General features: G+C 46.7%; 5 protein-coding genes. All 5 read right to left on the reverse strand.

All coding sequences use genetic code 11. The annotated features are described in order from the left end of the window. Positions 1-2: 2 nt before the first annotated feature. From AC59IL_RS35435 to AC59IL_RS35455, 5 genes are read right to left on the reverse strand one after another with little or no spacing between them, the layout of a single operon-like run. On the reverse strand, positions 3-7,712 hold the full coding sequence (locus tag AC59IL_RS35435; protein WP_496556992.1) for a LamG-like jellyroll fold domain-containing protein: 7,710 nt from the start codon (positions 7,710-7,712) through the stop codon (positions 3-5). Positions 7,713-7,745: 33 nt separating this feature from the next. Further along, positions 7,746-10,475, reverse strand: a complete 2,730-nt coding sequence (locus tag AC59IL_RS35440) for an RICIN domain-containing protein (RefSeq protein ID WP_496556993.1) — start codon at positions 10,473-10,475, stop codon at positions 7,746-7,748. Further along, entirely contained in the window at positions 10,472-11,881 is a 1,410-nt protein-coding gene (locus AC59IL_RS35445) for a glycosyl hydrolase family 28 protein (RefSeq protein ID WP_496556994.1), read from the reverse strand. The genes AC59IL_RS35440 and AC59IL_RS35445 overlap by 4 nt, the downstream gene beginning before the upstream one ends. A gap of 25 nt (positions 11,882-11,906) precedes the next feature. Then, positions 11,907-12,392, reverse strand: coding sequence for a CHRD domain-containing protein (locus tag AC59IL_RS35450; RefSeq protein ID WP_496556995.1), 486 nt, complete (start codon positions 12,390-12,392; stop codon positions 11,907-11,909). 30 nt (positions 12,393-12,422) lie between these two features. Then, the gene (locus AC59IL_RS35455; RefSeq protein WP_496556996.1) at positions 12,423-14,192 is read right to left on the reverse strand and encodes a RagB/SusD family nutrient uptake outer membrane protein; all 1,770 of its coding nucleotides are present in this window, start codon (positions 14,190-14,192) and stop codon (positions 12,423-12,425) included. Positions 14,193-14,194 lie beyond the last annotated feature (2 nt).

Below are 14,194 nucleotides of genomic sequence, written 5' to 3' on the forward strand. Positions count from 1 at the left end.
CATTACAATTTCACCATCTTCCTTATAATGAGTACTCCCCTGGTCTTTATCTGTATATAATACAGGCCTGCAGCCAGCCCGCGAACCGGAATATCTTCTGATTGCCCGGTTGCCAGCGAAGTTTTTACCAGCTTTCCGTTTTGATCGTACATCTTTATAACCGAACCGGGTTCAACCCCGCTTACCCGGACATTCAACTCTTCAGTAACAGGATTGGGATAAACAATAACATTCCCGCTGCCTGCTTGTACAGCTCCATTTTCCATGTCGGCCCGGGCAGCCGATGCAGTGCATCCACCCAAATGATCGCCATGATCCAGATGTGCCTGAACTGCAGCAGCAGCTACACAAATGGTATTGTGGTTATGGCAGATCATCACCTTGTCGTTGTTGTTACCGCATCTTACATCAAGTGTGCTCATAACAATGGTTGCAGTAGCTGTACATCCTTTACTATCTGTCGCCGTTACCGAATAAGCGCCTGCGGCACTTACATTAATGGACTGACCGGTTTGACCATTGCTCCATGACCAGGTGTAAGGCGCCGTACCGCCGGCTGCATTTGCCGAAATGGCAAGCGACGCCGGGCCATAGCCAATGTAGATGGTGTTCTTTGCATCCATTGAAGGGTTCATAGCATACACATCAGGAATGGTTGCACTAACAGATGCATTCACGGTTATTATAGTTGCACCGGTATTAACATTACCATGACCATCGGTTACTGTCCATGCAATGGTTGATTGACCGGTATTGAATACACCACTGGCATCTGCACCTTTTCCATTTCTCGAGGTAGCCCCGCTTACAGTATAACTTATCGAATCAACGCCACAATTATCAGTCGCAGTTAATGAAGGGACCGTGTAAGCGCCTGATTGGTTGTAACAGAAGAACAGGTCAGCAGGTGCAGTAAGTACTGGTTTTTGATCATCGACAACCATTACCTGTGCCGTACCGCTACCGGAATGCCCATCGGCATCTGTTGCCGTAAGTGTTATTGTAACGGGAGAACCAATATCTGCGCAGCTGAAACCGGTTCTATCCAAAGTCAACATTAATGCACCCGAATAGCTCACCGAACCATCATCCACTTGTAGTGGCATGATAACTGCATTGCCATTGGCATCAACAGCTATTTGAATGTTCTTTGTTATTACAATTGGCAGCTGATATACCGAGAGTTGCTGCGATACTGCCGTTGCAGCTTTGTAAATGGAATCTCCGCTTTGTGAGGCAGTGATGGTAGTGGCACCTCTTCCTACAATTCGAATAAGGCCATTAACGATCCTTGCTACAGTTGTATCTGAGCTGCTGTACTTTACAGCGAGGCCCGACGAAGCATTTGCCCCTGCATTGAAATCATCGTCACCGACTTTCTTTTGCGGCAACGCGTTGAACGTAATGGTTTGATCTTTTTTCACAATCAACAACATGGTATCTTTTGCTGAACCAATTGTGTTCGACGCTGTAAGAACAACAGGGAATGTTCCTGCTGCATTCAATGTTCCGGAAACCACTCCGCTGCATGCATTCAGGCTTAATCCATTCGGAAGACCCGAAGCACTGTAATTGTTTGGCGTATTGGAAGCCTGGATGGCATAGCTGAATGCTGCGCCATAGGAAAGGTTTTGCGTTCCCGCTTTGCCTGTTATTTGCGGTGCGCTGCCTGCCATTCCATAGAATTCAATTTCAGCGACGTTGCAGTATCCATTATTTGGAGAGAGATAACGAACATAACGATAAGGAACAGGAGTCGTTATTATTTGTTCGGTATAAACGCCTGCTGCAGGCGCCGTTTTAATGGTGTATAGTGTTTTTGCCGTACTGAAATCGGCCACATTAGAGCCCTGGAACACACCACCCACCATACGCGAAGGTTGTGTTGAACGGGGCGCATAACGAATTTTGAAAACGGCCTGGGTGCTATCTGCGCCTAAATCGTATCCTACCCATACGCCGTTTGCCGTGGGGCCATCAAAATAAGTATTCAGGTCCCCATCAACCGCAGCTGTTTTGGTTGCAGCACTGTTGTTGTTAAATGAACCCGAAGTACCAATGACCGTACCTGTTAGCTTATTGCCTGCCAATAAAGTTGCCATAGACGAATTGGCAGTTTCCAAATTGCTGATACTGCTGTTGGCCGATACCACATAGAAGTAAGTAGCACAAACTGCCGCAGCTGTATCTACATAGCTTGCAGAAGGCACTGTGGCTATAGTTGTGTAAGGACCAGCCAGACTGGTTGCACGCTTTACATTATAGCTCCTGGCATTAATGGAGCCGGTCCAGGTTAAACCTGGCTGGCTATTGTTTACAACCACCACCAAATTTGTTGGCGCCAGCGGTGGTGCATACTGAGTATATACTGTTGTAATTTCAGCTGCACTCAATGCCCTGTTATAAATTCTGAATTCGTCTACAACGCCATTCAAATAAGGGTCATTGAATTGCGATTTGCCAATATAGTTTTGTGTAGTAATACCCAGATTTGATGGCTTAAAAGTCATACCCGTATTGGTATTTACGGCCACCCCATCAACATAAAGCGTACCTGTTGCGCCCGATAAGGTAACGGCTACATGATGCCATTCACCTGTTGAAAGCGGCGTAGCGTAATTGAGTTGTTGTTCACTGCTGCCATTTACTTTGATAGCATAACGAATGGTGTTGCTGCTGCTCAATGGAGTTAAGAACATATAGTTGGAAGAGCCCGTGCCGAAGTCAAATAATCTTGCCCATGCTGCACTGGCATCAATTTTTACCCAACCGACAATAGTAAAATCATTGAGTGAGCTCATTAATCCTGATGGAAGAGAAACATATCCATTGCTGCCGTTCAACTTAACACCGCCGCCCTGAACACCGCTTGTGCGGGTAGCTGCGCCGGTAAGCATACCATGGCGGGCGCCCCATGAATCAATTGCTTTTGTGCCGGTGCTGTCATTAAAAGTATAATAATCCCACTGACCTAACCTTGGAGTGGCGGCTATGGGGGCAGTTCCGGGATATTCCACTGCACTATCCACACACGTTATCACATAGTAGTAAGTAGTGCCATTGGTGAGGAGTGAGTCGGTGAATTTTGGAGCATCGACAGTGCCTGCTAAATTGAACGGACCTGATTGCGACGTAGAACGCTTGATCTTATACTTTAAGTTCTGAACAGGATCCCATTCCAGGACGATCCTGGCATCTCCTGTGGCAACAAGCACATTGCTTACCACACTATTCTGTACCGTCAATGTAATGGTTTGTGTACCAGATATACTGCCATTGGCGGCCCCTATAACTACAGCAAAAGTGCCGTATTCAGTAGGTGTACCTGATATTACACCTGTAGCAGCATTTATGCTTAAGCCGGCAGGCAAACCTGTTGCCGTAAAATTGCTGTATGGCCTGTCGGTAATGGTATAGCTAAATGGCCTGCCCATTAAAGTAGTGAGCTGCGTAGTATTGGTAATACCAACCAGTAGTGATCTCGCCTGTGATGCTGCGCCATACACCTCATTCCCTGCCTGTGAAGCAGTAATGATGGTAGTTCCGGCAGCTACAATATGGACCGTTCCGTCTTCTATCGCTGCAACTGTGGTATCCGAACTGGTATAAGTTACCGGAAGGCCTGAGGAAGCAACAGCCTCAAGATCAAAATCCGCATCACCCATTAATTTGGGAGCAATGGGGTTGAACGTAATCGTTTGGCCTACCATCATATTTTCTGCAATTTCCGAAGCAGGTAAAGCCCTTTTGTAAATCTTAAACTCCTCAATTGAACCTCTAAACATGGGATCATTAAATTGAGATTTACCCAGGTAGTTTTTAGCAGTACCTGTAGTAGCGCCCGCAGGGGTCAATTGGGAAGGATTAATTGTTACGTTCAGTTTGGTACCAACCAAAGCTCCGTTGATATACAGCTTCACTGTATCGCCCGATTGGGTAACTGCGAGGTGTACCCAGGTATTTGTCGGGAAAGCATAATTATAACTCAGGTTTAATTCTGCAGGGCTCCCGTTTTTAATGGCATAACGAACGGTTGACAATCTTACGCCATTGACTGTTGGCGTTCCTGCCTGAACAGTAAGGAACATGTATTGGGTTGTACTGTTGCCAAAATCAAACACTCTCATAAAGTTTGCAAGCGTATCCATTTTTACCCACGTTGAAATGGTAAAATCAGACACGGCACTCATTATTCCGGCGGGCAGCGTAGCATAGGCGCTGGCCGTACCATCCAGTTTAAGGGCATTTCCTGCTTTCCCGGTATCACGTGTTGCTGTAGCTGCCATAGTGCCGTAAGCAGTTCCCCAGCTACTAACACAGCGTGTTCCGCTGGTTTCGTCAAACTTAAGATAAATCAACCCAACATTCCGGGACGCCAACACCTCCGCACTTGATGCGACGCTATCTGGCGAGGTGACTATGTAGTAATAAGATGTTCCGTTATTCACAGCAGTATCGGTGAACCCGGCTGTGCTTACGGTGGCGATAGTGGTATAAGGTCCGCCTGGTGTGGTTGAACGTTTTACACTGTAAGTAAAATCAGAGATAGGGTCCCATTCCAGGACGTTTTTGCCATCGGATGCAGCAGCAGTGAGACTTATCGGAACCGTTCCAACAGGCACAAAACGGAATGGAAAGCTATAAGGGACCGGATCATTATCACTTCCGGCTACAAAAAGTATTTTATTATCGCTTTGATACCAGTACCCGTTTCCTGCTGATTGAGCTCTTTGTATAGCATACGAGGTACCGTTTGAGTAAATATTCAAGGAACTCCAAACGTCCGAGAAGGGAGTGACATTACGGCCAAATACTGCACTCTCATTGATATAATTGCTAAATGACGAAGGCGGTGCGCTCAGACAGGTAATTTTGTACCTGCCGTTCGCCTGCTTTTTAACATTCCACATTTGAAGTAAGGGATTGGGATTCGATATATCAAATAAAGGAGTGTTCGTCTCATTCCTGGTCCATAATAAATCACTGCCAAGGGGTTTAAAATAGTAATTACCGTCAGCAAACGTATTCGTGTAATAATACATAGCCGCCTTATACCGTTCAATTGCATTTTCGAGTATAATAACAAGGCCATTGACCTCCGTAATTGACAATTGAGGATTGTATTGGGACTGCACATAAGTGATGCTATCGTTCAACCTGGCTTTGGCTGCTACCGGGAATTTACCGCCCACAATTGAGTCGCTCGTCTGTGTGGTGTCGCGTAGTTTTATTGCTTCAGCCAGCTTTTTAAAGTACGCGGAGTCCATGTCTGCTGCCGTAACAGGTTCTATTCTAAAGATCTGGTTTGGATTGTCCAGCCATTTGCTTAGGTCAATAGCAGCACCGTCTAATGTACTTGAGCCAGCTACGTCCAGCACTTTCCCGCTTTGCTTTCCCACAATATTGAACGTTCCGTTTTCCCTGTCTTTAATAAACCAAACCTGGGCTTCGTCGGCATCCGAGAAGGTGCGTTGTTCAATTGCTGCACCATCCGTTATTGCATTGCCCACTACATCCACGGCTTTTCCACTGCGCAAATTGATTATCTTATAATCCGTGCCGGATAAGGGGCTTATTATCCAATGCTGGTTACTTGAAAAAGAATACGTGTTTTGTGCCACCAATGCACCATCATCCATTGAACCATCTTTAACCTCCACTGCTTTACCGCTGTTTGTAGCTATAATGCGGTACAGGCCATCTAATTTTTGCGTTACGTAGGGCTCTTTAGTTGTACTGCCATCGGCAGTAGCATCAGCACTTGTGCCCGCAGCATTTACGGCACAAACCGTATAATAATACGTCTGCCCGTTCATAACATTTTTATCCAAAAAGCTGTTGCCCGAAAGGTTAGACGCAATTGTCGTGAAAGGTCCGCCTGCGGAGGTTGAGCGTTTCAGTGTATAGCTCTCTGCCCCAAAGGAAGAAAGCCACCGAACCTGCACCTGGTTATTTCCGCCGAATGCATAAACAGAATGTGGCGCTTGGGGTGTGGTAACCATTCCTCCCGCACCTCCCGTAACGCTTACATTGCTTAAGGTAGCCGTCATTGGAGTGCCGTCGGCGTTGGAGCAAACAGCTAAGCCAATATAGGTTTTGCCGGTAAAGCCCTCATACCGTCCCTGAACTTCCGTAGCCCAGCTTACGCCATCTGGCGAGTAGTACGTCGCGATCACATCTCCCACCCTGTCAATTTTAACCCAATAAGAATCCTGAGGGATCGTCCTTTCAGGTTTCTCCCAGTTAGAGCCGCCCCTCATCTCCGTCCATCCATGCATAAAACTTTGTGCCCGCTTTCCTGATTTAATGGCGATCCATGCCCGTTGTGCTGATGTAGCTGTCAGATCTGAACGGATCATTAGTCCTGCCCTTGCATTGAACGCAGTGCCGCCAACCGACTCCACTTTTGCGATGATAGAAAAGTTTCCGGTCACTTCCTTGTAAACGAAATGAAAACCATCGGCTGCATGTGTCAAAATTTCGGTCCCGCCTCCGGTTACTGTCCATACATTATTGCTGTAGGAACTGCTTCCTGCCGGAGAAGCGGTGCCAACGTCCAGATCGGTCAAGCCGCCTGTGCCCACTTTTCCAGGCTCAGGAACAATTTGGGTTTGCGCCGGAACAACAGCCGTAGAATTGTCCTCTGACTTGTAAAACCAGGTATATACAGGATCTAATCGTCTTGGTATGTCTGTAAGTCGCTTTGATATGTAAGCGGAATTTAACTTTTTCCGAACTATATAGGCTCCATGTAACAGGGTCAGGCCCCATCTGCCGCCATCCCAGGTCCCGGGTGGATCGGTTAAATAATACGCATCGGTAGTACCATAAGGTATGAACCCGATGGACTCACCTGAGTTTCTTCTGGCAAAATATTCTCCCAAAGCAAGCAGCCGGTTATCCAGTTCGGAATACAGGTCCAGGCCTTGCTTCCAGAACACTTCTGCGGCAAAAGCTATGGAGCTCCACATGCCATGAGAATGGCCCTGATCTCTTCCACTTTCACCATGTTCACCGCTGGGCAGGGTATTTTTAAATCCGGTGGAGCCAATATACCTCATCAGCTCAATTACATGTGCCACTTTTGCCGGATCATCGGAAAAGGCGGCGACTGCAGCTCCTGCCGCTATACTCAATGTGCCTTTATTGGCGGGGCCTAAAGCATAACCGGCGCAACCAGAAGCCTTCCAGTATACGTTATTAAAAAGCTTTTGTACATCTGCGGTATTGGCAGATGTCCAACCATTCCATGTTCCACGAAGGATGGAAGCAGCACCGCCCCAGGCATAGGCATAATCACCAAGGTCCAGGTTTGCTTCCTGCCCCCCAAATCCAGTCTGCTTATTTGCCCATGCCACTAAAATATCCCTTGCCTTTACAGCGTAGGCCTCATTACCTGTAAAATACCACATCAGAGACAGGTTAAATGAAGCGGACATATCGTTTCTCCACTGGTAAAGGTTATAATTGATATTCCGGGCAATCGAATCAAAAGGCCCCTGCATTTGGTAGGTCAATTGAGACTTGCCATCTGCGGCCAGGATATCGTAAGCCTGTTTCCACGGGTAATCACCGGCCTGCACATGCGCTTTCAAAATACTCAGGTCCGAACCGGAAAGAGGAATACCGGGATGTGTAAAGGTTTGCGACCGCACTGCCGTGCAAGCAGTGACCATCGACAAAAGAAGAATAAAAAAATAATGTTTTTTCATAAAGCAGTTAATTTGTTAGACCTGTATTGCTGTTCATTTTTTAATGATCTTTTCAGTTACAGTTTTGATCCCATTACTCACCTCCAGCAGGTATACGCCAGCAGGCAATTTATTCATGGCAAGCTTGTATTGATTGCCTGTTATTTTCACTTTGTAGATCGTTTTGCCCGAAACATCACATAATTTAAGTGTAGCTCCACTGGCAAAACCATTTTGCAATTGAAGCATTAACTGATTGGTGACCGGGTTGGGATACAGCAGTAAATCTTTGGTTGATAAAGGCGTTTGGGATTCAGCAATGCTTTCTGTTTTCCTTGCAGCAGATTCATTGCTTACCGGTACCAGCTTCCATTGTTTGTTGTAGGCACCATTCCATGTCCATTGTTGCACATTAGCGCCATCTGCTGTAGAACCGCTGGCTACTTCCAACACTTTACCACTGTGTACTGCCGTTATGCGAAAGTAGTTGCTGTCAGTGACCGTAAATGTGAGCTTCTGATTGTTGCCACCGGTATATTGCCAGATCTGAACATTTGCGTCATCGGCAGTAGAACCACTGGCAACATCCAGGTATTTTCCACTTTGCACTCCCACCATGTTGTACTGGCCACTGCCAATGTCAATTACATTCCATTGCTGATTGGTGCCATTAAGCCAGGTCCATTGATGAACATTTGCGCCATTGGCTGTTGATTTATTGGCTACATCCAATACCTTACCACTATTACGGTTGATGATGCGGTAAGTGCCGTTTGGGATAGCGCCGCTTGTTATGGTTACACTATCATAGGTGGCCGTGTTTAAACCGGAGCTGTTTGATGAAACGGCCAATCCAACGTAATAAGTGCCGGCCATCGATACCGTAACAGGAGCACCTACTGTGAACCATGTTCTTCCGTCTGTAGATTGATAAGCAGTTATCGTATTACCTGCTCTTTGAAGGCGAAACCAGCCAGGGGCACGGGTGTACGCATTACCTGTTTGAAAACCCATTGAACCACCTGCAGCGATGCGGCTTCCAAACCTTGCCTCACGAACGCCTCCGTCTCCTGCAGTCATACTGAACGCGATGGCATTGGAAGAAAGCGATTCGCGGATCATGATGCCCGTTTTTTGTGCACCACCGCCAACCCATGTATTTGCTGCAACACGCGCAGTGATCGTTGCATCACCAGTCACCGTTTTATACACATAACTTAACCCATCGGCGGTGCCACCAATTCCGGCGCCGGAACCGCTCACTACAAAAGTTCCATTGCTCACATTCGCATAACCGGCGGAGCCGGGAGTAGCAACCGTTCCAATGTCCTGCCAGGCCCAGCCAGCGGGCAATGCACCTGTAGCAGTTGGAGTTGCATTTACTTCTAAAGAATTACTACTCGTTCCCGCCTGATTGATGGCAGATACGACATAGTAATATTTGATGCCATTGGTTACACTTGTATCTTTATATAAAGGGTTAGTCCCCTTGTAAGTGGCGATCGTAGTATATGACCCGCCGCTTGTTGTTGAACGCCCTACATTATAGCCATTTGCTGTAGCAACAGGAAGCCATCTTAACCACACCCGTCGCACACTGCCTGTTGCTTTTAATCCAGAAGGTGCAGTTGGCGCAGGCGATGCGGGATATGGCGATGCAGCTGCATTGAGGGTATAACAGAGCGTACCGAATCCAAGATTATCATCATGCTCAAATCCTTCCGGCCGGTTCACTTCGGCCATGGCTTTTACATTGGGGGCGCTCAGGCCTTTGAGTACCACGTAGTGGTTGTAGATCATTTCCCAAATGGGACGTTGTAATCTTCCTCTGCCAAAAGAATTCTGCTCAGAAGCCCAATAGTTCTGCACATTATCACAGTTGTTGTAGGTAGTATAAGGAACATCTTTCCAAAGATTGTATTTGGCTGTATATTCAGCTCCTGCCAACAGGCGGTTATTGTCATAACCGTACATATCCTGTCCCTGGTTCCAGGCTATCTGGCAAAAGCTGGCGAGCATACCCACGCCCAACAGCGCATGCTCCTGATCGCGGCCTGTTTCCTGCCACTGACCCAAACCGCCCGGATGTATAAAAGGAATTGCGTTAGCAATATTACCGTTGCCTGCCCCGGATTTAAAATAAGTAATCGCTTCGTTGAACTTTGTTGTGTCGTCGCACAAAACACCAATGCCCAGGATAGCGGTCATATTACAGATATCCCAATTAGCCCAGTAGTGACTGATACAGGTATTGTTGTGACGGGTTAAAAAATCATGGCAGTTGGGATACAGATAAGTGGTCATCATGCTTTTGAATTGATTGAGGTCTGCTGATGACCAGTTAGGATAAAGACGTAGTACTTCCGCCGCCACTGCAAATTCATAGACCGCTATACCCATTAACCCGGGAATATCCTGACCACTCGGCACCTGGTTCACAGCATAGGCCCATGCGTTTAATATTTTCCGGGAGCATGCTGCATAAGAAGTATCGCCGGAGATGTACCAATGCAATGCATTGAGATAGGCGGCTACTGCATCGGCAGAGGCCCGTTGACGGCTGACGCCCATGTTGGCCTGCGCCGCTGCCGTGTACGTATTCTGTGCTTTTGGGTGAACAATCAATGCGTTCCAGCTATCGATCCAGGGATGCGCCCCTGCAGCCACTTGTGTTCTCATCCGGTCCAGATCGGTTTGCGTGTGCAAACCGCCGGGATGAACAAATGATTGTGCTGTTGCCGTAATACTGTAAAACAGCAACAGGAAAAATAACAGGTGTTTCATTTGATTGAGTTTTTGAACGTTATATTTTTTGCAAACTCGCCTGCTTTAATATTCGCCTCTTCAACGCTGTTGATCAGTTTTCCGTTGATTCGAAGGTTTTCGAACGTCACCTCCTGTACAAGGTGATCTTTGTCTAAACCATTGATGATAGACGGAGAATTATTAAAGCCATTATAACTTATGTTCTTGAAATAAATATTTTCCACGCCCCTGCCCGGCGCCGAATTGTATTTATCGAAGAACGCAACTGTTAATTGCAGCAACTTCCCCTCCTGGAAATTATCCACCCGGATATCTTCAAAGCGAACGTTGCGAACCAGGTTCTTGTCGGCTGCCTGAATGGCCATGCATCCCTCGGCAGACGGATCATCTTCATCGAGCTCGAGGATCTCGATGTTCTTAAACAATAAATTCTCGATTACATCCCCTGTTTTTTCTGTGTTCCCGTGAACGCCGATGTTGATGGTATGTGCTACATCGGCCCAAAGAGTAGAATTGGTAACCGAATAATTTTTAGCATCGCCATAAAACTCCCAGCGATGCCCGTACACGGCGATACAATCATCAGAGTTGCGCATGAACACGTCGTCAATGGCAACATCGCTGCAACTCATAAAATCGAGCCCGTCGCTCCAGGGATTGGCACTGAACGATTTCAAATTGCGGATGGTAATATGATCCGATCCCCCGGCAAAAATGGTATAGTGTTTTGGATCCACTACAATGATCCCATCTACCGTAACATTGCTCGAGTGCCTGATCTCTACGCCTCTTTGCGGCTGGTCTAAAATTCCCCGCCCAATGATGCGCACATTTTCCACTTTATCACACAGTAATTTCCCTCTCACAATAGCGCCTCCGGCTATGTAAACCGTTTTACCCGAGGGAATATTGAACGCATCACCGGGCAGGTCTTTCGGCAGGTGAACACCCGGGCCGAAATACACAATATTGGTATCGCCGGGATTGGGGAACGTTTCAATGGGATTGGCAAATACATGCAGGTTGTGCAATTTATCGCCATCGAACTCTATTGAAATTTTCCTGGGCCCGGTTAAAGTGAAAGTGATACTATTACCATTCAGGACCGGTTTTATTTCATAAGAAGCTGGACGGATCTTCACAGACTGCACATTGCCATTATTCTTTTGAACAAATACTTCCACTGCTCCTGAAAAATCAAAGTAAACCATTGAAGCATCCTGCGGTTTATCGAGATCGACTTTTACATTGTATTCATACAGGTCCTGCCATTCGCCGCCCGGCTTGCGCACTTTCACCGTATAGTCATCGTTGTGCATGGAGTAAACAACTGCCTGCGGTACAGGATAAGTGATCAATTGTTGTGCATTTGTTTTTAAAGCATAAAAACAAAGAAAAAAGATCAGGGATAGAAACTTTTGCATAAGTACACGAATCAAATGAATAGGTTTATTGTTTTGTTGCTGCCAACTGTCCTCTCACGATACCGTTGGGATACTTTTTTGTATTGATGGTAAAATAGTAGGCTCCTTCCAGGAAGTCTTTGTTTTCACTCATTGTAAAGCCATTGATACCTGCCAGGCCTAAATTGGCGCTCGCTGCGTTGTTGGTGCTTACAAAGGGAAGCAAACGCACCAGGGCGCCGTTTGCTGTTGTACTGGCAGGGCCATAAATGCTTACCGAAGTAATGGTGTCTTTGCTGGTCGTTCGCCACAGATCATTCCACGTTATGGTGAAGGTGAATATGTTCGATTGCGCATCATAAAAACCGGTGAATGTTCCGGTGGATGTAGTATCGATCGCCGGCACCAATTGCTTGCTGTTCGCGGTTGAAGTGATCGTATATTGGTCGCCGCTGATCCTATCCAGCTTTCCTCCCTTTGTACAGCCAATGACCATAAAGGTTACAATAATTATAGTTGCCCGTATTTTCATAAATGTTTTTTAAGTTGATGGATGGATCACTCAATACCCGGGGTTTTGTTGTAAAGCTGGGGATTTCGTGAGTTCACTTTGCGGTATAGGCCAGAAATACATGGCGTCGGTAAACACATGCTTTCTTATAACGATCACCCGGTACGAAAAACTTCCATTCGCGGCTCTTGTGATCTCCATTCCGTGTGTTTCCTTATTCTCCGTTTGCGGAGCGATCTTCCAGCGGCGTACATCCCAGAAGCGGTGCTCTTCAAAGGCCAGCTCTACCCGGCGCTCATGCCAAATGACTTCCCGCATTTCTTCTTTCGTCATACCTGCCTTCAAACCATACAATCCGTTTGCACCGGGATTGATCCCTGCACGGCTGCGGATCATCTTTAACCAGTCATATACTTCTGTGGTTGCACCGAAGTATTCATTCGTTGCCTCGGCTGCATTCAACAACACTTCTGCATAACGCATCACTACCCAGGGGCGGTACAGTTCGCCCACAGCGCCATTACACATCTTGTACCTGAAATAACCTGTTAACGTTCCTGCAGGGGTATAAATGCCGTCAAGACTGGCGCTGGTTGCCGCTGCATTCCCTGTTGGAATTACGCCTGTGTAGGTATTTACCGGCTGGTCGCCAAATGAGCCCAGGTTGCGAATGGAACCATTATAATTAACTGTATAAGTGAGCCGGGGATCCCTGTTCTTATACATATTATTGCCAACGCCGGGATAACCGGAAGCAGGATCCGTTATCCGTAGCCCGTTGATCATTTCAAATTCATCTACCAACTCCTGCGTTGGAAAATACTTTACGCCCTGCCAGCCATTCATGCCTCCTCTTGAAGTAGGATTGGCGCTGGCTTCAATATAAAAATTATTGGAAGTAACTGCAGGCTGCCAATACACGAGAATATGCTCCGGTTGAGGCGTGTTTTGCAAAAAAAGCGTATAAAGAGGTGTTGAAGATGCTGTATATAAGCTGTAAACACCCAGGTTAATCACCGCTTTTGCAGCATCTGAAGCCTGCTTCCAACGTTCGGGATCTGCACCGGGAAAGGTGAGTAAATGTTCAGGATCATCTGCTCTTGGCCCGCTATTGAACAGCGGACTGGCTGCGTATAAAAGCATCCGTGCTTTTACTGCTAGAGCTGATCCCTTCGTCACTCTCAACTGGTTTGCATCCCCCGAACGGTAAGATGCCGGAAGTGTTGCAGCGGCCGCATCCAGTTCATCGGTTAAATATTTTATACAGGTTTCAAATGAGCTTCGTGGCACGTTTATTTTTTCATTATCGGCAAATACCTGGTCGCCGATCAATGGTATGCCGCCATAATGTTTTAAGAGCGTGAAGAGATACCATGCCCTAAAAAACCGTACCTGCCCCGTCCAGTAATCTCTCGTTGCATTTGATACAGGAATGCTGTCTTTATTTTTCAAAAAGATATTCGCGGCCCGAACCATCCCGAAGGTGGTCGACCACAGACTTTTGTCGGCATTATTCGGGTTAATGCCGCCACTTGAGATCTTATACGTGTAAAAGCTAGGATCACTGATCGGTTCCGACTCATCGCAGGCAGCGTCTAATCCTGTATTGTTGAATCTTCTTGGATTAAAAGAGATCCCAAGATTGCTATAAAGATTATTAATCATTCCCAGTGACCTGGTGCTATCCTGAAAGACGGCCGCTTCATCGATAGCTGATAAGGTTTTCTGATCAAGAAAATCTTTCCTGCATGCGCTTATAAAACAGGTGGCTGTAACCAGCCCGGTCAATAAGATCGGCCAATATATTTTATGTAAGGTCATAA

Source organism: Niastella sp. sgz303648 (assembly GCF_059587045.1).